This is a genomic window from Bacterioplanoides pacificum (assembly GCF_042648445.1).
GTDB classification, from domain to species: Bacteria; Pseudomonadota; Gammaproteobacteria; order Pseudomonadales; family Oceanobacteraceae; genus Bacterioplanoides; species Bacterioplanoides pacificum.
In genome coordinates this window covers 77,142-100,707 of record NZ_JBHRYB010000001.1, presented here as the reverse complement: position 1 = coordinate 100,707, position 23,566 = coordinate 77,142, and the positions used below count along the sequence as shown (strand labels likewise).

At 52.9% G+C, this 23,566-nt stretch carries 20 protein-coding genes; 11 read left to right on the top strand and 9 right to left on the bottom strand.

The features are described from left to right. Nucleotides 1–5: 5 nt before the first annotated feature. The gene (locus ACFOMG_RS00480; RefSeq protein WP_376864136.1) at nt 6–794 is read right to left on the bottom strand and encodes a TIGR01458 family HAD-type hydrolase; all 789 of its coding nucleotides are present in this window, start codon (nt 792–794) and stop codon (nt 6–8) included. A gap of 119 nt (nt 795–913) precedes the next feature. Next, nucleotides 914–2,101: a cytochrome-c peroxidase gene (locus tag ACFOMG_RS00475; protein ID WP_376864135.1), complete on the bottom strand. Its 1,188-nt coding sequence runs from the start codon at nt 2,099–2,101 to the stop codon at nt 914–916. A 338-nt stretch (nt 2,102–2,439) separates the two neighbouring features. On the opposite strand from ACFOMG_RS00475, the gene ACFOMG_RS00470 reads away from it, so the two are divergent. The 4 genes from ACFOMG_RS00470 to ACFOMG_RS00455 all read left to right on the top strand — a co-directional run bounded on the left by ACFOMG_RS00470 (nt 2,440) and on the right by ACFOMG_RS00455 (nt 7,807). After that, nucleotides 2,440–3,906, top strand: a complete 1,467-nt coding sequence (locus tag ACFOMG_RS00470) for an imelysin family protein (RefSeq protein ID WP_376864134.1) — start codon at nt 2,440–2,442, stop codon at nt 3,904–3,906. 109 nt (nt 3,907–4,015) lie between these two features. After that, a complete protein-coding gene (locus tag ACFOMG_RS00465; RefSeq protein ID WP_376864133.1) occupies nt 4,016–5,467 on the top strand; it encodes a di-heme oxidoreductase family protein in 1,452 nt (483 codons plus the stop codon). A 27-nt stretch (nt 5,468–5,494) separates the two neighbouring features. Then, on the top strand, nt 5,495–6,682 hold the full coding sequence (locus ACFOMG_RS00460) for a DUF1513 domain-containing protein (protein ID WP_376864132.1): 1,188 nt from the start codon (nt 5,495–5,497) through the stop codon (nt 6,680–6,682). A gap of 18 nt (nt 6,683–6,700) precedes the next feature. Further along, nucleotides 6,701–7,807, top strand: coding sequence for an imelysin family protein (locus ACFOMG_RS00455; protein WP_376864131.1), 1,107 nt, complete (start codon nt 6,701–6,703; stop codon nt 7,805–7,807). A 24-nt stretch (nt 7,808–7,831) separates the two neighbouring features. Here the strand turns inward: ACFOMG_RS00455 and ACFOMG_RS00450 are convergent, their stop codons facing one another. Beyond that, nucleotides 7,832–10,228: a DNA polymerase II gene (locus ACFOMG_RS00450; RefSeq protein WP_376864130.1), complete on the bottom strand. Its 2,397-nt coding sequence runs from the start codon at nt 10,226–10,228 to the stop codon at nt 7,832–7,834. A gap of 177 nt (nt 10,229–10,405) precedes the next feature. Between ACFOMG_RS00450 and ACFOMG_RS00445 the strand changes: the two genes are divergently transcribed. Continuing rightward, nucleotides 10,406–11,194 (top strand): Crp/Fnr family transcriptional regulator, encoded by a 789-nt coding sequence (locus tag ACFOMG_RS00445; protein ID WP_376864129.1) that lies wholly within the window; start codon nt 10,406–10,408, stop codon nt 11,192–11,194. Nucleotides 11,195–11,223: 29 nt separating this feature from the next. Here the strand turns inward: ACFOMG_RS00445 and ACFOMG_RS00440 are convergent, their stop codons facing one another. The 3 genes from ACFOMG_RS00440 to ACFOMG_RS00430 all read right to left on the bottom strand — a co-directional run bounded on the left by ACFOMG_RS00440 (nt 11,224) and on the right by ACFOMG_RS00430 (nt 13,542). Continuing rightward, nucleotides 11,224–11,403 carry a hypothetical protein gene (locus ACFOMG_RS00440; protein WP_376864128.1) on the bottom strand — a complete coding sequence of 60 codons (180 nt, stop codon included), beginning with the start codon at nt 11,401–11,403 and terminating at the stop codon, nt 11,224–11,226. A 386-nt stretch (nt 11,404–11,789) separates the two neighbouring features. Then, a complete protein-coding gene (locus ACFOMG_RS00435) occupies nt 11,790–12,536 on the bottom strand; it encodes an ATP-binding cassette domain-containing protein (RefSeq protein ID WP_376864127.1) in 747 nt (248 codons plus the stop codon). Nucleotides 12,537–12,546: 10 nt separating this feature from the next. Next, nucleotides 12,547–13,542, bottom strand: coding sequence for a FecCD family ABC transporter permease (locus ACFOMG_RS00430; RefSeq protein ID WP_376864126.1), 996 nt, complete (start codon nt 13,540–13,542; stop codon nt 12,547–12,549). A gap of 17 nt (nt 13,543–13,559) precedes the next feature. Between ACFOMG_RS00430 and ACFOMG_RS00425 the strand changes: the two genes are divergently transcribed. Next, nucleotides 13,560–13,886, top strand: a complete 327-nt coding sequence (locus ACFOMG_RS00425; protein WP_376864125.1) for a Rieske (2Fe-2S) protein — start codon at nt 13,560–13,562, stop codon at nt 13,884–13,886. Between the two features lie 6 nt (nt 13,887–13,892). On the opposite strand, the gene ACFOMG_RS00420 is transcribed toward ACFOMG_RS00425, so the two are convergent. From ACFOMG_RS00420 to ACFOMG_RS00410, 3 genes are read right to left on the bottom strand one after another with little or no spacing between them, the layout of a single operon-like run. After that, nucleotides 13,893–14,093 (bottom strand): hypothetical protein, encoded by a 201-nt coding sequence (locus ACFOMG_RS00420; RefSeq protein WP_376864124.1) that lies wholly within the window; start codon nt 14,091–14,093, stop codon nt 13,893–13,895. Nucleotides 14,094–14,119: 26 nt separating this feature from the next. Continuing rightward, nucleotides 14,120–14,830: a DNA/RNA nuclease SfsA gene (sfsA, locus tag ACFOMG_RS00415; RefSeq protein WP_376864123.1), complete on the bottom strand. Its 711-nt coding sequence runs from the start codon at nt 14,828–14,830 to the stop codon at nt 14,120–14,122. After that, nucleotides 14,827–16,011 carry a pyridoxal phosphate-dependent aminotransferase gene (locus tag ACFOMG_RS00410; RefSeq protein ID WP_376864122.1) on the bottom strand — a complete coding sequence of 395 codons (1,185 nt, stop codon included), beginning with the start codon at nt 16,009–16,011 and terminating at the stop codon, nt 14,827–14,829. Before ACFOMG_RS00410 ends, sfsA begins: the two co-directional genes overlap by 4 nt. A 239-nt stretch (nt 16,012–16,250) precedes the next feature. Between ACFOMG_RS00410 and dksA the strand changes: the two genes are divergently transcribed. From dksA to ACFOMG_RS00385, 5 genes are all read left to right on the top strand, one after another. Further along, nucleotides 16,251–16,682, top strand: a complete 432-nt coding sequence (gene dksA / locus ACFOMG_RS00405; RefSeq protein WP_376864121.1) for an RNA polymerase-binding protein DksA — start codon at nt 16,251–16,253, stop codon at nt 16,680–16,682. 59 nt (nt 16,683–16,741) lie between these two features. Then, nucleotides 16,742–17,665, top strand: coding sequence for a tRNA glutamyl-Q(34) synthetase GluQRS (gene gluQRS / locus ACFOMG_RS00400; RefSeq protein WP_376864120.1), 924 nt, complete (start codon nt 16,742–16,744; stop codon nt 17,663–17,665). 102 nt (nt 17,666–17,767) lie between these two features. Further along, nucleotides 17,768–17,944 (top strand): hypothetical protein, encoded by a 177-nt coding sequence (locus tag ACFOMG_RS00395; RefSeq protein ID WP_376864119.1) that lies wholly within the window; start codon nt 17,768–17,770, stop codon nt 17,942–17,944. Further along, the gene (locus ACFOMG_RS00390) at nt 17,934–20,861 is read left to right on the top strand and encodes an ATP-binding protein (RefSeq protein ID WP_376864118.1); all 2,928 of its coding nucleotides are present in this window, start codon (nt 17,934–17,936) and stop codon (nt 20,859–20,861) included. The genes ACFOMG_RS00395 and ACFOMG_RS00390 overlap by 11 nt, the downstream gene beginning before the upstream one ends. Then, the gene (locus ACFOMG_RS00385) at nt 20,858–22,264 is read left to right on the top strand and encodes a sigma-54-dependent transcriptional regulator (protein ID WP_376864117.1); all 1,407 of its coding nucleotides are present in this window, start codon (nt 20,858–20,860) and stop codon (nt 22,262–22,264) included. The genes ACFOMG_RS00390 and ACFOMG_RS00385 overlap by 4 nt, the downstream gene beginning before the upstream one ends. Nucleotides 22,265–23,566: the final 1,302 nt, after the last annotated feature.

Here is a 23,566-nt window from a genome sequence, read left to right as displayed (position 1 = left end):
AGGGCTCAGCTCACCTGACTGAGCTGACCTTCAACCCACAGTGTTGGCAGATCGCGAATCGAATCAATCACAAACTCCGCCTTAATCACCCCACGTTCATCCTGACTCTGATATTTTCCGGTACGCACCAGGCAGCCATGAATACCACAGTTTTTCGCTGCAATAACGTCAGCCATTAAATCATCCCCTACCATCAACACCTGGCTGGCATCAGCATTCAGTTTTTGCAGAGCTTCCTGAAAGAACGATGAGGCGGGTTTTCCCATCACCAGTGCCGACTTACCACTGGCAAATTCCAGTGCCTTAATAAACGGACCCGCATCCATATGCAAACCCGCATCATCCGCGTGATAACGTGACATTCCTAATGCCACCAGTACCGTTTCCGGCGATTGCGTCAGGATACGAAATGCATGATTCAGGGTGAAATAGTTCCAGTTAGCTCCCAGGTCTCCGACAATAACGCCGGCGGCTTCACTGTCGTTAAAACTCACAACGTCATCGAACTCATGACGAATGGCATCCGGCACAAAAACCGCCATTTTTTGTCCCGGGTGTTGCTGCAGCCAGTCACGGGTTGTCACAGCTGGCGTCAGTATCTGCTCAGGAGTGTTATAAACACCGAGCGATGTTAATAAAGCGCTGACCTGCTGCTGTGACATGGTCGTCGTGTTGGTGACAAATAAATGTGGGATATGTTGTTTCCGGACCCATTCCATGGTTTCCGCGGCACCATCAATCAGCTTTTTTTGCTGATAAATAACCCCTTCAAGATCAAATAATATGGCCTGCATAGTCTGGGTCCTCCGGCAGTTCTTATTTCAAACTAGTCCACCTGAAGACGCAACTCCGTCCGGCACAAACAAAAAAGGCTGTCTATTACGACAGCCTTTTTGCTTAGATCAAAGCCGTTTTAAATACCGCACTGTTCTACTTTTTCAGTATCAAGCAGGTGTTCGTAAGTTTGATCCGTCAGCGTTAACAAGAAACATTCGAACTCCAGCGCAACCTGCTCATTAATATCGGTATCATTGCCAGCCAACAAGCTGTCAGAAATATTCCGGTCAACTTCCGGAGTCCGGAACGCAACCCCGGTCTCAGGGTTAACAACACTGAACGGCTTATTCAGTGCCCGCTCTTTCGCGTGTTGATAAAACAAAATAACCGTTTTCAGGTCGTTAAAAACACCGTTATGCATATAAGGTGCTGTCACTGCAATATTGCGCAAAGTGGGTACTTTGAACTTGCCTTCGCTTGCTGCTTTATCGGCTTCAGCCACCATCGGATTCAATGCCAGTCCCAGATCAACAAAGTCTTCGGCAACCTCATTAAACGCACGCAGGCTGGTATTTTCCGGTACACCAATATTGTGATATTCAAAGCTGGTGAATATTTCAACTTTATTGCGGTTACTGCTGCGCAACTGATGACATGCAGAACAACTGAAGTCGGAAGAGAAAAAACGGGCTTTACCGGTAGTCGCCGGACTATCCGGGTCGTAAAAATATTTACCGTCCAGAGACTGATCGTATTTGGAATCAAAGGGATAAAAGCTTTCTTTATCTTTGCGCTCAAACTGGCCGATGGCGTCGGCCAGCGCGGCATAAGCAGCGTCGTTATCGGTAAAGATATCAGCACCATATAACGTTTGAAACAATTGAATATAGTCTTGGTTTTCCTGAATACGGGCGACCACCGATGCTTTATCCGGCATGGCCATTTCCAACGGATTTAATGGCGGACCACCGGCCTGGGCTGCCAGATTTTTAGCCCGGCCATCCCAGAACTGTCCACCTAAATAGCCCTGATATTCTCCGACACCACTGGTTTGCTGACTGGGCGAGCGCTCGCGTTCACCGCGACAAAAGGATGGGCTGAAGGCCGCGTAGGCCGCCGTCGGCGCATTGCGATCACCGATGGAGTGGCCATTGCTTCCTAATGAAGCAGGAGCAGGGTGATTCCCCGTACTGGCATCATTGATGCGCCCATCAATAAATCCCTGTTGTGGATTATGACAAGTCGCACAGGATTGGTTTTTATCCCGCGACAGGCTGGTATCAAAAAATAACTGTTCCCCAAGTTCCGCTTTTTGATCGGCCATAGGATCAGATGTTTGATTACTACAAACAAGCGAAGCAGACGGAGAAGGGACTGTGCTGTTATCACTATCACTGCCACAAGCTGCTAACAGCAAAGAGATGGGTAGGATAAAAGATGAGATCAGGTACTTCATAACATTCACACCTGGTTAAAGAGCGGGCAATACTACTACATTTTTTATGGGCTTCAAATGAGATTCATTCCAGAAAAGGAATATAAAAACAATCACTCTTATAAGTTATTGCCAATCGTTCTCATTTATCATAGAGTGCAACTCCTCTATTCCCGGAAAAACGTCATGGTTTCTCCGCTCGCAGACTTATGGAAAGGAACAACATCATGAAACTGACCCAGTTAGCCGCCTGCATTGCCGCTTCTTCTTTATTGATCGCCTGTGGCAGTGACGACGATAACGACAGTAACGAAAGCTATTCCAACCCACAGGTGCAGAAAGTTCTGAACACCAACGCCGATATCGCACTGGCAGCCTATTCAGATTCTGTTGATACCGCGGTCAAACTGAAAGAAGCGTTGAAAGCCTTTAGGGAAGAGCCAAAAGATGACACCTTGGCAGCAGCGAAAACCGCCTGGCTGGTAGCCCGTGAACCGTACGGCCAGACCGAAGTCTATCGTTTCCGTAACAGCCCGATTGATTCCACCAACTACAGCGATGAAGACGGTCCGGAAGGCGATATCAATGCATGGCCGCTGGGCGAAGCCCTGATCGATTACGTTAAAGTAAATACTACTGACTTTGGCGATGATCAGGTTGGTGTCACGGCTAACCTGGCAGGTGTTAACGGTAATGGCGCCCTGACCGCTGCGCAGGCAGAAGCAAACCAGGACAACAACATCATTGGTCAAAGCACAATCACTATCAATGCCGATCTGTTGGGCGACACTGCTACAGCAGATGACGAGCACGACGTTATTGCCGGTTACCACGCGATTGAATTCTTGCTATGGGGCCAGGATCTGAACACAACTAACCAGGCAGTCACTGACGGTACTGACCGTGATCAAGCCGTCAACACCGGCAGTATGGGTGGCCAGCGCCCGGTTTCTGACTTCGTTTCAACGCAACCAGGTGATAAAGCCGATCGTCGTCACCAGTACCTGGAAGTGGCGGTAGATAAACTGATTGCAGATCTGAAACAGGTGCGTGATGGCTGGGCAGAAGGTGCTGTTTACCGGACAAAATTTACCACGATCAACAGCCAGGCTGATGCCAACCAGCGCCTGGCGGAAATTCTGACCGGCATGGGTACTTTGTCAGAAGGTGAGCTGGCCGGTGAGCGTATGCAAATCGCTTATGCGGGTAACTCTCAGGAAGATGAACATTCATGCTTCTCTGATAACACCCACCGCGATGTGGTTCTGAATGCTTTGGGTGTTGCCAACAGCTACTACGGTGAATACAAAGGCTATGACAGTAATCTGGATGGTGATATCGATGCCGATGACAACACCACCCGCGCGGTTAACGGTTATGGCCTGGATGACTTATTGGCCGATACTCAGCGTTCTGCGCTGGCAGCAGAGATGCACGCAGCCCTGCAGGCGACCAAAACGGCTTATACCAAAATCGATCAGTCTGCCCGTGACGGTAAGCCGTTTGATGTATTGATCATGCCGGAATACCACACCGACGAAAACAAAGCCGATAACCCGGTTCGTCAGACGATTGCAGCCTTGTTCGCTCAATCCATCAAAATTCAGGATATTGCTGATGCTCTGAGCCTGGGTGACGTTGTTGATGAGGGTGCTTCTGAATGTAACACCCAGAATCCGGATAGCGAGTGCTGATGCGTTAGCGCTGACGCATTCGTTTTAAAGCCGGGCTCTGCCCGGCTTTTCTGCTTTATCTTTACCCCCAATTTCCTCTGTTCTCGTCATGCTGTTACCGGGAAAAGTCATGAAAGTTTTGTTCGCCGCCGTGTTTTCCTTATTGCTGTTATCGGCCTGCACTCCGGAAACAACGACCGTTCCTGCCTTTGTTGAAGCGGAAAAGTACCCGGGTGGCCAGACCACGGTTGCCGCTGAACCCTTTGCCAGCTTTGAATTACCGGCCGCCAATATGCCGGAGCAACAGAAGCCTGATTTTCACGCCGGAAAAGCACTGGCTAATCAACCCTGGGTCAAGGCACCAACGGTCACGACCATGCGTGATGGTCTCGGTCCGCTGTATAACTCACGTACTTGCCTGATGTGTCATATCAAAGGCGGTAAAGGATTTGTGCCTGATAACAGTGAGATCCCGATGCTCAGCTCATTGGTACGGCTGAGTATTCCGGGCCAGGCTGATCAGCGCCAGGGCGTCGTTCCCCATCCGGTCTATGGTGATCAGATTCAGGGGCAATCAACATCACTGGCGCACCAGTTACGCCACGCACTTAAAAGTGGTGAGGTGGCGCATGATGTGCCTCCGGAAGCGTATGTCTTTATTGACTGGCAAACCACGGAGTTTGTTTATCCTGACGGCCATAAGGTAACGTTACGCCAGCCACAGTTACGCTTTGAACAGCTCGGCTACGGACCTTTGGGAGAGGATGTATTAACCAGTTTACGGGTTGCTCCACCGTTACACGGGGTTGGGTTGCTGGAACTGGTGAAGGAAACTGATCTGCAGGCACTGGCAGACCCGCAGGACCAGAATAATGATGGCATTTCCGGGCGTATCAACCGCGTCTGGGATGCTGAACAGCAACAAACCGTGACCGGGCGGTTCGGCTGGAAAGCCAACAAGCCGTCAGTCAAAGTACAGGCCGCTGCCGCCTTTAACGGCGACGTTGGCATCACCACCACCTTATTCCCCGAGCAGCCCTGCAGCCTACAACAAACAGCCTGTCAGCAGGCGCCAGATGGCAATGATGTACAGAACGTCGAGCTGGCGGACGATTTATTAGAGCTGGTGGCAAATTTCAGCCGCAATCTGGCGCCGGTTAAACGCCGAAAGGTCAACGACGCAGCAGTTAAACAAGGCCGCATTCTGTTTTACCAGGCTGGCTGTCAGCAGTGTCATCAGCCATCGTTTGTCACCACCACCAGCGCGCGTAATCCACATCTGGGCCAGCAAACCATCTGGCCCTATACCGACCTGCTGCTACACGATATGGGACCCGGCCTGGCGGATGGCCGTCCGGATTTTCTCGCTTCCGGCAATGAATGGCGTACCGCGCCGCTGTGGGGCATCGGTCTGCAACAACAGGTGAATGGCAGTACGGCACTGCTGCACGACGGCCGGGCGACCAGCATTGAACAAGCGATTATCTGGCATGGCGGCGAGGCCGGTAACAGCCGGCAACAGTTTGTTTCTTTTGATCAGGCACAACGACAGGCGCTGATTGAATTTGTAAAATCGTTATGATTCTGAGAATGATTTAAAGCACAACAAATGAAACCGAATACGCGCCAACACAGCCATCCCGACCAACACAGCCATCCCGACCAACAACGCCGCCGCTTATTAACACTGCTGGCGGCCAGCGGCATCGGCAGTGCAACCTCAGGTTTGTGGTACGGCAAACAGCGCCAGCAGCCACAGCCGTATGAACGCTGGCTCAGTGCTCAGGGGAAAGATAATTCACACTACGGGCTGGCCAGCATCAGTCCACAGCAACATCAGGCACTGAATATTCCCTCCGGCTTTCGTGGCCATGCCATTTGTCAGCACCCGCAACAACCTCATATCGTGGTAATGAGCGCCCGCCGGCCGGGATTAACCGGGCTGGAAGTCAACCTGCTGACTGGCCAGAGCCGCACATTTCACAGCCCGGCCAACCATCATATGCAGGGACATTCCTGGTTCAGTGCCGATGGCTTATGGTTATTTACCACAGAATCCAATTACCACAGCGGCGACGGCCGTATCACAGTACGCGACAGCGGTACGCTGCAGCTGGTGGATAACTTCTCCAGCCATGGCATTGGCCCGCACGAAATCCGTCTGATGCCGGATGGCAAAACCCTGGTGGTGGCCAACGGCGGTTTATTAACCCATCCGGATTCCGGCCGTCGGGTACTCAACCCGGACACCATGCGTTCGACGTTGAGTTATATCGACAGCCATAATGGTACGTTAATCAGTGAACACCGCGTACCGGACAACAAAGCCAGCATCCGCCATTTTGATATCGCCGATGATGGCAGCGTCGCGTTTGGTATGCAGGTACAACGCCAGGCGATGAGTGATAACCACCTGGTACCACTCGCGGCTATTCATAAGCCCGGCCAGGAAATTCAGTTGCTGCATGCGCCAGAGACACTCACTCTGGCACTGCACGATTATATGGGCAGTGTGGCGATCGACTCACAACACCGGATCGCCGCCTTTACCAGTCCACGAGGTGATCTGGCGATGTTCTGGCACCTGGATGATGGTTCCCTTCAGGCGTATCATGCCTTCCACGATGTCTGTGGCCTGGCTCTGAATAACAACGGCAGCCATTTTGTATTATCCAATTCAGCCGGCAAAATACGCCAGATTAGCACTGCCACATTAATAGAAGATAAAACCTTACGCATGGAGTTTCCGGCAATGGCCTGGGACAACCATATGATGGCAATCAACCTGCTCGGTTAATGTTAGGTAAAATAAAGCATGTCAAAACCACGTTTAAATTCTTTACGCAGTCTGATCGTTGCCGCAGCGGCTGCTATGCTGCTGGCCTGTGGTTCGGAATCCAGCAGCAAGCACACGGCTTATCAAGAACCAAGAACGGCGGACGTCGCCGTAGCTGGCATTATCGACCATAGCGTTATTCCGGCTGCTGAAAATTTTTATACACAGGCCGCTCAGCTGGACAGCGCTGCGCAGAATTTCTGTGCGGCTATAACCCCAACCAACCTTGCCCAGGTTCAGAATCAATGGAAACAGACATCCACCGCCTGGTACCGGTTATTACCTTTTAACTTTGGCCCGACGATTAACGATATTGTCGAACCGGAGTATATTTACATTGATGCACTCAGGCACCGCGGTATCAATAATACAGAATCCATCAGAGCCGATATTCGCACCATGATGGATGCAGATACAGCACTGACGCTGGCGGATTTCCAGCAAAAAGGCAATCAGCTACGAGGCTTGTTAGCACTGGAAATTCTGCTGTTTGAGCATCACAACACGGCCAGCAACAGTGCCGCGGAAATTCTTGACGATTATACCAACAGTCATAAATGTGCCATCCTTTCCATTTACAGCAACCGCCTGGCAGTAAGGGCAGAGTCGATTGTGTCCGGCTGGACCAACAACTACAAAAACAGCGGAAAAAGCTATCGTGATTTATTAATTAATGGCGAACTGGAAAGCATAAAAACGCCTGAAGATGGCGCTCCGGCTGCAGAAAAACTGATTGTTTCCGCCCAGGAGTATTTTGATTACGTCCCTAGACGCCTGGTGCTCGACAAAGCAGCACAACTCTCCGGCAATATTTATCCACAATTAATGGCATCGGTTGCAGCGGTAGAACACATGGTCGAAGGGCAGGCTAATAGCGAGGACAGCTTTTCTGCACTGCTGACAGAAAACAGCCCGCGTTATTTATTCACTATTCGCAGCAATATTCAACGCGCCAAAGACAGCATTAATGACGGTAATAATGCAGATATTTATGCTGCTTTTCGTTTGCTCGACGGCAATATGAAACGCGAACTGAAAGACGGCATCGGTATTGGCCTGGGATTAAGTTTCTCCGATGGTGATTAAAGGGCACCAGGGCCTGTTAATACGTCAGAATAAATACAGCTGCTGACCCGCCATCTCAGAAAAATTTTCGCCGGTGTAATGAAAAATTGCATCGGCCAGCGGCATCAGCTGTTTTTCCAGGTAATGGCTGTAATCAATCACCACATCCGGTATGTCCACCGGATGTGGACCATTAATGCCGATATAATAACGAATCCAGCCACCACGATCGGCAAAACGTGGTAACAGCCCCTGTTGTTGACGCCAGCGCTCCAGCTTAGCGGCGGCCTGAGCATGAGGTGGAATATTTTTCTGGTAAGCCGTCAATGGCCGGCGCAGACGTTTACGATAAATCAGCTGATCATCCAACTGTCTGGCCAGTAGCGCCTGAACCTGCTCCCTCACCCATTGTTGATAGGGTTCGCCATAAAATACCCGGCGGTATAATTCTTTCTGAAAATGTCGCGCCAGCGGGGTCCAGTCGCTACGTACCGCTTCCAGTCCTTTAAATACCATTTCCAACTCGGCGCTGTTACGGTTACGGATCATACCGGCATAACGTTTTTTACTGCCGGTTTCCTCGCCGCGGATGGACGGCATAAAAAAGCGTTGGTAATGGGTTTCATACTCCATTTCCAAATAACTCGGAAGAGCAAACTCCTGCTGCAGGCGCTGCTGCCACCATTGGTTTAACCCCTGACTCAGCTGCTGACCAATATCATCAGCCTGTTGATCTGAAACACTTTTTTTCAGCCAGACAAAGACCGAGTCGGTATCGCCATAAATCACGTCATAGCCCTGCTGCTCAATCCAGTCAGAGCTTTGTTGAATAATCTGATGACCTCGTTTGGTAATCGAACTGGACAGCCGGGTATCGTAAAAACGGCAACCCTCTGAGCCCAGCACGCCATAACAGGAAGCCATAATGACCTTAATGGTTTGCGCCAGTGGCTGGTTATTTTCACGCTTCGCCTGCTCACGCCATTCGCCCAGCTGGCGGATAAGATCCGGTAATACATTTTTTTCTTTATGGAAAACCGCAGCAAAAAAGCCGGGTACCAGCTGTTGTTCATCGGCCCCCTGCCAGCGGCCCTTCAGCCCTTCAATTAATCCCATCGGGTCAATTTTAAAGGTACGGATAATCGATGGATACAGGCTTTTAAAATCCAGCACCAGCACATGTTCAAATAAACCAGGGCGGGAATTCATAACAAAACCACCCGGGCTTTTCTGAGCGTGATACCCTTCTTCAATATTGGGCGCGACATAGCCCTGGCGATGCAGCCGTGGTAAATACAGGTTTTCGAAGGCCGCGACTGAACCACCCATACGATCCATGGTTAAGCCCGTCATATGGCTGCGTTCAATGGCAAAATTGTATAAATCGGCTTTTTCAAATATACGCCAGACTAATTCGCAGTCTTTCAGGTTATATTGGCCCAGCGCGGTTTTATCGTGCACAAATAAATGTTCAATATCACCACCACGGTCATCACCGTGCAGCAGTTTTCCTTCACCGAGAAAGTGTTCAGCCACCGCATCCAGAGCAAAACTTTCAAACTGCCAGGTGGCATTTTTCAGTAGTGCGATACCATCCAGCACCACCCGTCCGGCGATCTGCAGAAAAATCCGTTCCGGATTCCGTTTACTGGAACGCCAGCTGAGTTCACTGCCATCACGACCGATCACAAACGGAATCTGATGCTGCAGGAATTTGCGCCGTAAAAAGGCAAAATCGAACTGAATAACATTCCAGCCAATAATCACATCCGGATCGTAATCGGCGATAACCTCAACCAGACGCTGCAGCAAAGCCGCTTCATCCGCTACCAGTTGCAGCTGCGGCGATGACTGTTGCGGCTCCCCCAGCATAATCACCAGCTCTAACCCGGTGCCATAAAAACCGATGGAAAATAACCGCTCGGGCTCTCCCTGACGCGGGAAAGAGGTTTCTATATCGAGCGATAACGCTTTCAGCTGCGGCTGATAACGGGTCGGCCGCAGACGCACGTTATTAAGCTGGCCATAACCCGGCTGTGTCTGCCAGTCGCCTTGTAACTCCGCCGCGCCGTATACAAAGCGCTCCATCAGGTAGCGGTCAGTTGGCCGGATATCCACTTCCCAGCAGGGAATATCCTGCTCGACCAGTACATCCCGCCAGCGATACACATAGGAATGTGGCAAATAACAGGCTGCGACTGGCCGGGCGGCAAACGACTGCAACAACACAGCCTCGATTCGTACCGGCCATTGCAGAGTCGCAGCAATGTCGCGTGCTTTTTGTTGCCAGCTGCGCGGGATAAAACAAATCGCCGGCTGACGGATGTTGGTTTTCACCGCGCCCTGCCCGGTGCTCCACCAAAAAGTCAGCAGGGTTTCACCACTGTCCGGATCATCGTCCCAGGAGGAGGTTAATAAAAAGCCGGGCAGTCGCTGATTCATGAAGTCGGGTGAAATAATCGGAGAACAGACTGCAGTTTAAAGAAGCAGCCAGCCAATAACCACGTTACAACCCTGAACTGCATCAAATATCCGCCGCTGTGTTATTCAAGCCCACATAAAATTAGGGTACATTGAAGCAAACAATATGAACGCCGCTGTGCACCACGAGGGAATACCATGTACCTGCCGGGTAAAACATCCGAGGACGTCAATCAGCTACTGCAACGCCTGCGCCAGCTAACCAACGTATTATTAGAAGACTTCGCGTGTGAACAACAGGCCATCACACTGGAAGCAGTGGAAAATCTGTACGAGTTATTTGATCGCGACCAGTTGTTTCTGATTCAGGATGGCATGTTGCATTTCAGTCGTAACGGCCAGAATCTGGCCAGCTTTGAAGAAGGCGATATTGTTGGTGTAACCGCTTCATTCGATATGTCGACCCCGATACTGCGTACCGATGAATACGTTGAACTGATTCCTTTCGACCGTGACCGCTTCCTGCGCCATGTGTATTCCGATAAGCGCCGCCAGCACTACTGGAGCCATTACCTGATCTGCCAGAATGCGTTATTACTCGACTACCTGGCCGATTTAGTTAAAGAAGATACACGACCAACCGCAGGCTTTCAGAACCTGGAGCCGGGCGATGTCATTATCCGCCAGGGCGACAGCGCCGACCTGGTTTACACCATCATTCAGGGGGAGGCCGATGTCTTTGTCGATGATGTAAACGTGGGCACCATTGGCGAGGAGGAAGTGTTCGGCGCCATGGCGGTATTCACCGGCGAACCGCGTTCTGCCACCGTCATCGCCAGCAGCAACTGCACCATTATGGCGGTGCCACAGGAAGATTTTGCCTCACTGATCGAAGCCCAGCCACAAGCGGCACTCAACCTGATCGAGAATCTGGCACGCCGAATTACGATGATGAATCAGCAACTGATCGATAAAGGTGAATCCTGACCGAATCAGGCATCACCGCTGTTTGCCCGTCAGAGCCGCATCACTGCGGCTTTTTTATGCTGGGCGGCTGCACAATAAATCAGCAGGTCTGGTACTTTTTGCGGTTTCTGCCATTTTTTTGCAATTAAACGAGAATAGTTCTTGATTTCATTAACGAGAATCAATATCGTTTGCATATCGGAGCTAGCGATAGCAACGATGTTCAGCATCCGGACTCATCATCCGGTGGTGATCTCTCTCATCAAGCTAATCACGGTTATTTGCCCCTCCTCTGAAAAGAGTGAGGGGCGTTTTTTTATCGGCGTCATGCCATCATCTGCCCGGTTACTGAAGACTTTGGCAGCAAGTCGCAATAATTCTGAATCTTTTTGAGAATTTTTCTTATTTAGTGCTTGCAACTTAAATGAGAATGTATATTATTTACATATCGGCGTTAGCAATAACGCCGCTGTTCAGCATCCGGACTCATCATCCGGTGGTGATCTCTCTCATCAAGCTAATCACGGTTGTTTGCCCCTCCTCTGAAAAGAGTGAGGGGCGTTTTTTTGCCGCCCGATAGCACACCGGATACGGCCTCAGCAAAACCACAAAGCGGTTACAGCCAGTGCAGATATCCCTGACTCAGCCGGGTCTCCACCTGAAACACCTGCGACACCCGCTCCGCCGTTAATACCTGATCTGGCGGACCATCCGCCACCAGTTCACCGCAACATAACATAAGCACCCGATCGGCATAACGCAGCGCCAGATTCAGATCGTGTACCACCATCAGGATACTTTTACCGCTTGCCTGCAGCTGCCGTACCCGCTCCAGACACTGTCGCTGATGACGCAGATCCAATGCACTGAGGGGTTCATCCAGTAACCACAGCCGGCTGCCGGGCTGCTGTATCTGAATCCAGCTGCGCGCCAGCTGCGTGCGCTGTTGTTCACCACCAGATAACAACCGCACTTCTTTATCGGCCAGATAACCAATATCCCAGTCTGCCAGTGCCTGCCGGGTGGCCTCACGCAATTGCACCACAGAGGTCGCATGGGCCAGCCCACCCAGCTCCACCACTTCACGCACCGATAACGGAAAACCCATCTGACTGAGCTGTGGTACCAGCGTCACCTGTTGAGCCCAGCGCTGCCGCGTCCAGTGGCGGGTATCGTCACCCGCGAATTGCAGACCGCCGGCCGACGGTAACGACAGGCCCGCCAGCAGTGATAACAGAGTGGATTTGCCCGCCCCGTTGGGCCCTACCAGCATGGTCAGCTGCCCGGCGGGTAACCGGGCTGAGATATTCTGCAGGATCGGCGTGTTACCTTTGCTCAGGCCGAGCTGATCGAGTGTCATCATTATTTCAGCCTCACCAGGACAAACGTCGTTTTTCGCGCAGCAACAAACTGATAAACACCGGTGCGCCCAACAAGGTGGTGACAATACCAATGGGTAATTCTGCCGGTGCCAGGATCGTACGCGCCAGGGTATCCGCCGCTACCAGTAAACAACCACCTATCACCACCGCCAGTGGTAATACCCGCTGGTGAGCAGCACCGGTTAACAAACGGGCGATATGAGGACTGATCAGGCCAACAAAACCAATCACACCACTGGCGGTAACCGCAATGGCGACCATCAACGCCACCCATATTACCGCCCGCCACTGCATGGCATTGACCGAAACCCCCAAAGAGCGGGCTTCCACCTCGCCAAGCAACAACGCATCCAGCTGCCGCAGTCGTTTCGGCCAATACAGCAGCGCGCCGCTCAGCACCACGGCCAACGCCGTAATCCAGTACCAGTTAGCGCCGGACAAACTGCCCAGTGACCAGAAAGTAATCTGGCGTAATGCGCTGTCGCTGGCCATATAAGACAACAAACCAATCAGAGCACTGGCCATCACATTTATCGCAATACCGGCCAGCACCAGAAAACTCATGGCGTGCATGGAAGCACCGCTGAGCCCCATACGCATTACCACCAGCAATGCTAATAAACCACCGGCAAAAGCCATCAGCGGCTGCAACCAGAACGGCAGCGGCGACCAGGAACTGATGACCACAAACAAGGCCGCAGCCACTGCGGCACCACCAGACACACCTATCAGCCCGGGATCCGCCAGCGGATTACGCACCACCCCCTGAATCAATACCCCGGCCCAGGCCAGCGCAGCACCAATCAGAAATGCCATCAGTACCCGGGGCAAACGTATCTGCCACAGAATCAGCTGGCCGGATTCGGATTGCAGCAGCCAGCGAAAATCCTGGCCGCCGGTAACCACTCCGGAAAACACAAACAACAGCGGTAGCACCAGCACTAATGGCAGGATATGCTGGCGGCGAATAACAGCAGACTGGCTCAACAGAAGGACCCATACAGATGAACAAATGGCAGACATTGTGCCACATCGACGATATTGAGGAAGGACAGAGTAAGGGCTTTGAGCATAACGACCAGTCGATTTTTGTCGTACGCCAGGGGCAGCAGCTGCATGTCTATCACAACAGTTGCCCACACCTGGGCATCAACCTGGAGTGGCAGGACGACCAGTTTCTGACCGCCGATGGCACTCTGGTGCAGTGTGCCATGCATGGCGCGCTGTTTTTGATCGACACCGGCCTGTGCATCGCCGGCCCCTGCCAGGGCCAGCGCTTAAAGGTGGTGGAACATCAGCTGCAGGACGGCCGGTTACAGATCCGGCTGTAACCCAGGTTATTCGCTGAGTTCGTTTAAGCCATCACGCAGCGTATCGGCACCGTCTTCCAGTAAATCGGAACCGCGGTCTTTTACCCGGTCGAGCAGCGAATCCGACTTAAACGGATTCGCAAACGGGTCACGATCGTTCATCAGGTTGTACACCACCACACCACCCAGCAGGGCACCAATAATTAATACAATCAGAGTTCGTTTCATCGTTATTCCTTAATTTAAATACGTCCTTACAGTTCAACGTCAATACGACGATCTAGCCGCATTGATTGCTCGGCGAATGTCACCCGGTAGGCCAGCACCTCCACCCCTTGCGCCACGACCTCACGTAAGGTGGCCGCGTATTGCGGGTCAATATGATCAGCCGGGCGCACCCATTCAATACCTTCGTGGCAAACACAAAAACACAACACCGCCCGATAGCCCTGCTGATGTAAAGCCAATAAACGTTTCAGGTGTTTTAAGCCGCGTTCGGTCACCGCGTCCGGGAAACAGCCCAGTCCGGTTTCCTGCTCCAGCAGGGTGACACTTTTAACTTCCACATAAGCCGCTGGCACACCGGCGTTGTCTGGCTGCAATAAAAAATCCAGCCGGCCATCGGCGACTCTTGGCTCCGGCTGAATATCGCCATAGCCCGTCAGCTCAGCGATGTGTTGCCCGGCCAGCGCTTCCGCCACCAGCTGATTCGCCCGGGCGGTGTTGATACAGGCTTTAAAGCGGCCCTGCACCGCGACCCATTCCCAGCTGTAACGGTATTTACGTTTCGGATTATTGGAATCCGATAACCACACCGGCCAGCCGGGTTCAGCACAGTTTTTCATCGATCCGGTATTCGGGCAATGAACCGTTATCTGCTCACCATCCGCTAATTCCACATCAGCCAGAAAGCGCTTATAACGTTTGATTAAGGTGGCCGGAATTAATGCTTGTGGATACTTCATAACGCTCGTGTTTCCAGCCAGTCTGCCAGTCGTTCCACCGCCTGCTTCAGCCGGGGCAGCGCAGTAGTAAAAGCAAAACGCACATGCGTGTTGGCCTGGTACTCGCCAAAGTCCACCCCCGGAGTAAAGGCCACACCAGTGGCTTGTAACGCTTCGGCACAAAACGCCAGACTGTTATCGGTGAAGCGACTGGCGTCAGCGTAAATATAAAACGCACCTTCGGGTACTACCGGAATCTCAAAGCCCAGCTGTGGCAGGGCATCCAGCAGATAGTCGCGACGCTGTTGTAACTCCTGGCGGCGTTGCTCATAAATAACCATGGCCTCATCATCAAATGCTGCCAGCGCCGCAAACTGAGCAGGCGTTGGCGGTGCCAGAAAAAAGTTCTGCGCCAGCGTATCCAGAGTTGGCACCCAGCTTTCCGGGACCACACACCAACCCAGCCGCCAGCCGGTCATGCCAAAAAATTTGGAAAAGCTGTTTAACACCACCGCATCATCTGCCACCGACAGTACCGTTTGCGCCGGTGCGCCGTAATTCAGCCCCTGATAAATTTCATCCACCCACAGCTCACCCTGGCCAAACTGCGCACGCTTCTGGCGTACTTTTGCCGCCAGAGCCGACAATTCATCGGAGCTTAATACCGTGCCGGTCGGATTAGCCGGACTGGCAACCAGTGCGACCTTGGTAGATGCCTGCCAGTGTTGCTCCAGATGATCCGGGGTTAACTGATATTTGCTGTGCGGGCCACAGGCCACCAGCTGACCGTGTGCCTCAAAGGTACGGGCAAAATGGCGATTACAGGGGTAACCCGGATCAGCCAGCAACATGCGGTCATTCACTTCCAGCCGCGCAGCACTGAGTAACAACAAGGCACCGGAGGCACCCGGAGTCAGAACAATGCGGCTGGCGCTGATGCTGACACCAAAACGCTGCTGATAATAACCGGCGATTTTTTCGCGCAGTTGCGGCAATCCCAGTGACGGTGTGTATTTGGTTTGCCCGGCGCGCATGGCAGCCACCGCCGCATCCACCATAGGTGCAGCAGTGGCAAAATCCGGCTCGCCCACTTCCAGGTGAATAATATCCCGGCCGGCCGCTTCCAGCGCCTGGGCTTCGGCCAGAATCGCCATCACCTGAAATGGCTGTATTTCCTGACCACGTTTTGTTGTATCTGTCATGCCAAGGGACTACTTTAACCAATGAAATTATTGTGCAGTAAACCCGGAATCTTGCACGAATACGCCGGGCAGGCGACGCATTGTGCCAGAAGTAAACCGGACCGTAATCAAATTAGCGTCATAAAGAGTTGGCGCCGCCAGTGTTATCTGCTAATTTCCCCCGCTTGTCATTTGGAGCGCCCCCGGCGCATGGACTTGAATTGCCGATTGTCCGGCTAACCAGGTGAGGCTGTATAACCATGCCAGATATTAAAGAATTTGCTCTGACCAACTTCACCCCTTACGAGGTGTCGGAAGGTGAAGAATATATGAGCGATGCTCAGCTGGAGCACTTCACCAGCATTCTCCGCAACTGGAAGCAGGAGTTGATGGAAGAAGTTGATCGCACCAAAGAGCACATGCAAACCGAACTCAACAACTACGCTGACCCGAATGATCGTGCCAGCCAGGAAGAAGAGTTCAACCTGGAACTGCGTGCCCGTGACCGTGAGCGCAAACTGATTAAGAAGATCGACAAAACTCTCGATCTGATTGACTCCGGCGACTACGGCTATTGCGATGCCTGTGGTGTGGAAATCGGCATTCGTCGTCTGGAAGCCCGCCCAACCGCCGATTTATGTATCGACTGTAAAACCCTGGCGGAAATCAAAGAGAAACAACTGGGTCTCTGATTCTGATCTGACCGTCGGCAGGGACTGCTTTCCCCCTGCCGATGTGTCTTGCCGCTGTTATGTCTGTCACTCCTGCTTATACCGGTCGTTTTGCTCCCTCCCCCACCGGTGCATTACATTTTGGTTCTTTGCTGGCCGCGTTAGCCAGTTATCTCGATGCCCGCAGCCATCAGGGCCGCTGGTTAGTCCGTATCGAAGACCTTGATCCGCCACGCGAAGACCCCCGCGCCGCCAGTCAGATCCTGCACATTCTGGAAGCTTATCAGCTGCACTGGGATGGCGAGGTGCGTTATCAGAGCCAGCGTCAGCCGGCCTACCAGCAGGCACTGGAACAACTGATTGAACAACAACGGGCGTTTCCCTGCGCCTGCTCGCGTAAACAACTCGCCGGCCGTTTGCATCTGGGCCGCTGTGTCGTGCCGGCCGCGCAACAGCAGCAACAGGATTTTGCCTGGCGTTTTGCCAGCGGCCGCGGCCGCTGTTGTTTTGATGACGCCTTACAGGGTCATTATTGCGAACAACTGGAACAGCACATTGGCGACTTTGTGGTGAAACGCCGTGATGGCCCCTGGTCGTATCAGCTGGCGGTAGTGGTCGACGACGCCGACCAGCAGATCAGCCATGTGGTACGCGGCATTGACCTGATCGACTCCACCATCCGCCAGCATTGCCTGCAGCAGGCACTGGGCTACCAGCAGCCACATTACGCCCATATTCCGGTAGCACTGGAAGCCAACGGCCAGAAGCTGAGCAAACAGAACCTGGCGCAACCGCTGTTGCCCGATGACTCTGGCAATACGCTGTGGCTGGCACTCGACTGGCTGCAACAGGCACCGCCGGCAACGCTGAAAAACGCCGGCAACCAGGCCGTGATTGACTGGGCCATCGACCACTGGCAGTTAACCGCGTTACAAGGCCTGCGCCAGCAACCGGCCCCCGCCGGGCGGCAGCGCGCCAGCAATCAGCTACATCCGCCCGGCTGATCAGCAACATCAGAGCAGGTCGGTCGTTGCTGCCATTCGGCGTCGTTACGGAGTGTGCTACTCTGCGCCGTTGACTCATCTGGCTGACACGGAACTGCCCGTATGTACGATTACCGCCTCGGCTTATTGCTGCTGATTGGCATCTACCTGTTTTCTCCCATCATGATGGACTGGTGGCTGGACGCCAAAGGCGCCTGGTACCGGCCATTTGCTATCTGGCTGCTGCTGATCGGCCTGTATATCTGGATGAATATGAAGCGGGGTGACGATGAGCTTTAGTCTGGGTCAGCTGGGGCTGATTATTTTTGCTTACCTCAGCGCACTATTCACCACCGCCTACGCGGTTGAACGTAACTGGGTGCCACGACGCTGGGTGCGCCATCCACTGGTGTACGTATTATCGCTGGGGGTCTATGCCAGCGCCTGGGCCTTTTATGGTTCGGTTGGTCTGGCCAATCAGTACGGTTACGGTTACCTGGCGTATTATCTGGGGATTTCCGGCGCCTTTGTGATGTCGCCGATTCTGCTGCGGCCGTTGCTGAATATCAGCCGTATCTACCAGCTCAGTTCGTTAGCCGATTTATTAGCCTTTCGTTATCGCTCACGCCTGGCCGGTACGCTGGTCACCCTGTTTATGCTGGCGGTGGTGATCCCGATGCTGACGTTACAGGTCACCGCCATCGCCGATACCCTGCATATCCTTAACAGCGACTGGAAAGCGCCACAGCTGGCGTTTGGTTTCTGCGTCATCATGATTGTATTTGCGGTGTTGTTTGGTGCCCGTCATGTGTCCCCCCGGGAAAAACACGAAGGCCTGGTACTGGCACTGGCGTTTGAGTCGCTGCTGAAGTTATCCGCCATCCTGATCCTGGCCGGTGTGGCGTTATACGGTGTGTTTGCCGAAGTTGGCGGACTGGAATCCTGGCTCACCGAACACCAGGATCGCCTTAACCAGCAGGTCACCTTACAGGAAGGGCCGTGGCGGACGTTATTGCTGGTGTTTTTTGCCGCCGCGGTAGTCATGCCACACATGTTTCACGTTGCCTTTACCGAAAACGTCAACGGCCATGCATTGCAACCCGCCAGCTGGGGCTTCCCGCTGTTTCTGCTGCTGATGGCAATGGCGGTGCCCCCGATCTTATGGGCCGGGGTCTATCTTAACATTGATCTGCCGGCGGAATATTACGCCCTTGGCATTGGTATGCAGCTGGAATCACCGTTTCTGGTGGTATTAACCTTCCTTGGGGGCCTCGCCGCCGCATCCGGCATCATTATTGTTATTACCATTGCGATGGCTGCCATGTTACTCAACCATGTGGTATTGCCGTTACACAAACCCAGCCCTCGGGCCGACTTTTACCGCTGGTTGTTATGGGTGCGACGGTCGTTAATCGCCGCCATTCTGCTGCTGGCGTACGGCTTTTATGCGCTGGTGGGCGCCGACCTCGACCTCAACCGCCTGGGGCTGCTGGCGTTTGTCGCTGCGTTGCAGTTTTTACCCGGCGTATTAGGGCTGCTGTATTGGCCACGCTCTAACCGCAAAGGCTTTTTATCAGGCCTGATCGCCGGCATTTTATGCTGGTTATACACCCTGTTATTGCCGTTTTCGGAACTGGCGCTGGGCTGGCAGGTACCGCTGCCGTTACCGGCGGTGGATGAAAGTAACTGGCACCTGGCGGCACTGACCTCATTCGCCGCCAATATCACCTTGTTTGTTGTGATCAGCCTGGCAACCCGACAAAAACCATCGGAAGTATCCGCCGCCGAAGCCTGCTCCATCGACACCGTGTCACGACCGTCACGACGACCACTGATTGCCGGTAATTCCAACGACGTGATTGTGTCACTGAGCAAACCGCTGGGGCGTTACGTCGCTGAACGTGAGGTGTATCAGGCGCTGGCCGACCTTGATCTGCCATCCTACGAAGACCGGCCTTATGCCTTGCGCCGCCTGCGCGCCCGGCTGGAGGCCAACCTGTCGGGGCTGATGGGGCCGACAGTGGCACACGATATTATCGGCCGTTATCTGCCGTTCCAGGAAAATGCCGAGCTGAGCGAAGACATTTACCAGATCGAACAACGGCTGGAAGGTTTTCATGACCGCCTCAGTGGTCTGGCCGGCGAGCTGGATAATCTGCGCCGCTACCACCGCCAGACCCTTGAGCGCCTGCCGATTGGCGTCTGCTCTCTGGCCGACGATGGCGAAATCCTGATGTGGAATCAGGCGATGCAGGACCTGACCCGCATCGACTCTCGCCGCGTCAGTGGTTCTCACCTCGATCGTCTGTCCGCACCCTGGCAATCGTTACTGAGTGATTTTGTCGCCAGCGACAAAATGCACGAACACAAAAAACGCATCGAAGTGGATGCCCGGCCACGCTGGTACAGCCTGCACAAAGCGCTGATCCAGCCCAGTGGCGGGCAACCCGGCGGTATTGTGGTGCTGATGGAGGATCAGACCGAAACCCAGATTCTCGAAGAAGAACTGATGCACAGCGAGCGGCTGGCTTCTATTGGCCGCCTGGCAGCCGGGGTGGCTCACGAAATCGGCAACCCGATTACCGGTATCGATGGCCTGGCACAACTGATTCGTTACGAAACCGATAACCCCGAACTGCAGGAAATGGCTGACCAGATTCAGGAACAAACCCGCCGGGTAACCCGTATCGTGCAGTCACTGATGAACTTTTCCCACGCCGGCCATCACTCCACCGAACACGAGGCCGTGGAAGTCAGTCATTGCATCGATGAGGCCATGCAGCTGCTGCGCCTGAGTAAACGCAGCCAGGACATTGAATTTATCAATCAGTGCCCGGCCGAACTGCAGCTGTTAGGCGATGCCCAGCGTCTGGTACAGGTGTTTGTTAACCTGCTCAGTAATGCCCGCGATGCCAGCCAGCCGGGCGACCAGATCCGGGTGACAGCAGAAGCCGACGAACATCAGGTGGTGTTACGTATCACCGACCAGGGCCACGGTATCCCGGCGGATAAACTGGATCATATTTTTGAACCGTTTTTCACCACCAAAGAGGTGGGGTCCGGCACCGGGCTGGGGCTGGCACTGGTGTACAGCATTATCGAAGAACACTATGGCCATATCGCGATCGAAAGTCCGGTAGCCGAAGGGCGCGGAACCTGTGTTAAAGTCAGCCTGCCGCGTTATAACCAAACAGAAGAAGTGGATACCTCTGCATGAGCCAGATTTTAGTCGTTGAAGATGAGTCCATCATCCGCCTGACCCTGCGACGTTTGTTGCAGCGTCATCACCATGAGGTGACGGATGTGGATAACCTCGATGATGCCAAAGCCCAGGACTTCAGTGCTTACGACCTGATTATCAGCGACTTACGACTGCCAGGTGGTGATGGTACGGAACTGATTGAACTGGCCGGTAACACCCCGGTACTGATCATGACCAGCTATGCCAGCCTGCGTTCTGCGGTCGATGCCATGAAAATGGGGGCGGTGGACTACATCGCCAAACCCTTCGACCACGATGAAATGATCCTGGCAGTGGAACGTATTCTGAAAGAGTCCCGGCTGGCCAGCAACCAGGACGACAACAACAGCCGCCTGCAACAGGAAGTCAGCAAAGAATATCCGGTCAGCGGCATTATCGGCAGCTGCGAACCTATGTTGCTGCTGTTTAAAAAAATCAGCAAAGTAGCCCGCACCGATGCCACCGTACTGATCCAGGGCGAATCCGGTACCGGTAAAGAGCTGGTGGCCCGGGCGCTGCACAAACAGAGCCGGCGTGCCGAGGCGGCGATGATTTCGGTAAACTGCGCCGCGATTCCGGAAACCCTGATCGAATCGGAGCTGTTTGGCCATGAAAAAGGCGCCTTTACCGGCGCCACCGCACAACGCCAGGGACTGGTGGAGGCCGCCGATGGTGGCACCCTGTTTCTGGATGAAATCGGTGAACTGCCGCTGGAAGCTCAGGCACGACTGTTACGGGTATTACAGGAAGGTGAAATCCGCCGCGTTGGTTCAGTTCAGAGCCAGAAGGTCAATGTCAGGCTGGTCGCAGCCACCCACCGCAACCTGAAGGAACTGGCCAGCAAAGGCGAATTCCGCGAAGACCTGTACTACCGTCTGAACGTGGTTGAACTGCATCTGCCGCCACTGCGCGAACGTGGTAACGATGTGATCGAACTGGCCCAGGCGATGCTGACCCGGGCATGCGATAAAATGGAACAGCCGGCCATGACCTTCAGCGCCGATGCGCTGGAAACCATCCGCCTGTACCACTGGCCAGGTAACGTGCGCGAGCTGGAAAACGCCGTTGAGCGGGCCGTCATTCTGGCCGATGAAGGTGAACCCATCGCGGCTGAATTTCTCGGCCTGGATACCTCCGGCGACCGTTATGTCAGCCAGACACTGCAGGAGAACCTGTTACAAAGTGAACCCTACAGCGCTGCCGATCCACAGCAGGAACAGGGCGACCTGTCACTCGACGACTACTTTGTCCACTTTGTACTGGAAAACGAAGCCAGCATGACGGAAACCGATCTGGCGCGGAAGCTCGGCATCTCACGTAAAAGCCTGTGGGAACGACGCCAGCGCCTGGGTATCCCGAGAAAGAAAGGTAACAAATAGTGTAACCCTCAGGGTTACACTGCACGCCAAATCCGTCATTACACGCCACTCAAGGTAACATCCAAACGGGCCAGGGCTTGCCCGTCCTGCCTTAACCTTAAGTCAAAGAACGCTAACCTACTGTTTTAAAAGGATTTTTACCTTTTATATCAAAAATTGGCATGCTAATCGCTTTATATAAATCACAAGACACTGACGACTGAGCACTCAATAACAATAAAAAAGTCTCAGACGCGTGTTCAAACAATAATAAGCCCAATAATAAAAATAAAACGGGCGAAAGAGTTTGAAAAATAATAATAACAGCCCCGACTCACTGATAGCTGATTCCTTTGTTCGCTCCCCAGGGCGTGGCCAAAGCAATCAGCTTTCTTATATCTGCTCGATGCAAAATCTCCCCTGACTACCAGCTGCTGGTAAATATCCTGCACTCCTCCCCTGCACGTCTTCTCCGCCAAGCATGCAACATCAGGCTTAGTAACATCACGACGACCTGACTAACCGGCAACCTGTTACGCCACACACGCGTTGTTACCTCAGGGAGCAAAACTACGTAACACTTTAGTCTCAGAACAGCTAAAACCGCTTATGCATTTCAGCAAACCATTGATTTTAAAGGATTTTTAATAATTGGCACGACAACTGCTTTATACAGTTCACGACAAGCGGACCAGAATAAAAATAATTGTCCCTATTGCCGTAACAACGACAGGCATCAATAAAAATAACAAAGCCTGCAGCAGGACACCCCAGACAATAATAATAACCGGGGTGGTGATCAGCTAAGTCTGAGCACTTGTGAGTTCATTGTTTTGAGCAGACTGTTCAGTCTGACAAAATAACAATAACAACGGCCTGAGCCGGTGACTCAAAACAATGAACTTATTCCTCTTTATCCCCCCGCACTGAAACGCCAAACACCCATCACCGCCAACTGTTTAGCCGGCAACCGATGATCACAGCCGTGCCGTTCGCTGCCCGGAAATAAACAGCCACAACAACCGCTTTCCGGAGCGGACACAACACCAGTCACAACACCAGTCACAACACCAGTCACAACACCAGTCACAACACCAGTCACAACACCAGTCATGACACTCCGGCCGTTGCATACACCTGGACTTTACAATTCGTTACCTCTGTTACCTTTTTGTTACTTTGGCACTCCAGTGGTAACACTTTGGTCGAAACACACGGTAACAACCATTCGGTCAGATTTTGTAAGTTATTGAAAAATAAAGAAAAACAAAAACTGGCACGGCTTCTGCTTTAAACAACTCAGACAGGATGCAACGAACAATA

What these genes read in the sequence shown, in the direction of transcription:
- ACFOMG_RS00450 (WP_376864130.1), bottom strand. Translation starts at nt 10,228, where the DNA reads ATGAATCAGCGACTGCCCGGCTTTTTATTAACCTCCTCCTGGGACGAT.
- dksA (WP_376864121.1), top strand. Translation starts at nt 16,251, where the DNA reads ATGCCAGATATTAAAGAATTTGCTCTGACCAACTTCACCCCTTACGAG.
- ACFOMG_RS00385 (WP_376864117.1), top strand. Translation starts at nt 20,858, where the DNA reads ATGAGCCAGATTTTAGTCGTTGAAGATGAGTCCATCATCCGCCTGACC.
- ACFOMG_RS00440 (WP_376864128.1), bottom strand. Translation starts at nt 11,403, where the DNA reads ATGCTGAACATCGTTGCTATCGCTAGCTCCGATATGCAAACGATATTG.
- ACFOMG_RS00475 (WP_376864135.1), bottom strand. Translation starts at nt 2,101, where the DNA reads ATGGCCGATCAAAAAGCGGAACTTGGGGAACAGTTATTTTTTGATACC.
- ACFOMG_RS00425 (WP_376864125.1), top strand. Translation starts at nt 13,560, where the DNA reads ATGAACAAATGGCAGACATTGTGCCACATCGACGATATTGAGGAAGGA.
- ACFOMG_RS00470 (WP_376864134.1), top strand. Translation starts at nt 2,440, where the DNA reads ATGAAACTGACCCAGTTAGCCGCCTGCATTGCCGCTTCTTCTTTATTG.
- ACFOMG_RS00465 (WP_376864133.1), top strand. Translation starts at nt 4,016, where the DNA reads ATGAAAGTTTTGTTCGCCGCCGTGTTTTCCTTATTGCTGTTATCGGCC.
- sfsA (WP_376864123.1), bottom strand. Translation starts at nt 14,830, where the DNA reads ATGAAGTATCCACAAGCATTAATTCCGGCCACCTTAATCAAACGTTAT.
- ACFOMG_RS00455 (WP_376864131.1), top strand. Translation starts at nt 6,701, where the DNA reads ATGTCAAAACCACGTTTAAATTCTTTACGCAGTCTGATCGTTGCCGCA.
- ACFOMG_RS00435 (WP_376864127.1), bottom strand. Translation starts at nt 12,536, where the DNA reads ATGATGACACTCGATCAGCTCGGCCTGAGCAAAGGTAACACGCCGATC.
- gluQRS (WP_376864120.1), top strand. Translation starts at nt 16,742, where the DNA reads ATGTCTGTCACTCCTGCTTATACCGGTCGTTTTGCTCCCTCCCCCACC.
- ACFOMG_RS00460 (WP_376864132.1), top strand. Translation starts at nt 5,495, where the DNA reads ATGAAACCGAATACGCGCCAACACAGCCATCCCGACCAACACAGCCAT.
- ACFOMG_RS00390 (WP_376864118.1), top strand. Translation starts at nt 17,934, where the DNA reads ATGAGCTTTAGTCTGGGTCAGCTGGGGCTGATTATTTTTGCTTACCTC.
- ACFOMG_RS00480 (WP_376864136.1), bottom strand. Translation starts at nt 794, where the DNA reads ATGCAGGCCATATTATTTGATCTTGAAGGGGTTATTTATCAGCAAAAA.
- ACFOMG_RS00410 (WP_376864122.1), bottom strand. Translation starts at nt 16,011, where the DNA reads ATGACAGATACAACAAAACGTGGTCAGGAAATACAGCCATTTCAGGTG.
- ACFOMG_RS00445 (WP_376864129.1), top strand. Translation starts at nt 10,406, where the DNA reads ATGTACCTGCCGGGTAAAACATCCGAGGACGTCAATCAGCTACTGCAA.
- ACFOMG_RS00420 (WP_376864124.1), bottom strand. Translation starts at nt 14,093, where the DNA reads ATGAAACGAACTCTGATTGTATTAATTATTGGTGCCCTGCTGGGTGGT.
- ACFOMG_RS00395 (WP_376864119.1), top strand. Translation starts at nt 17,768, where the DNA reads ATGTACGATTACCGCCTCGGCTTATTGCTGCTGATTGGCATCTACCTG.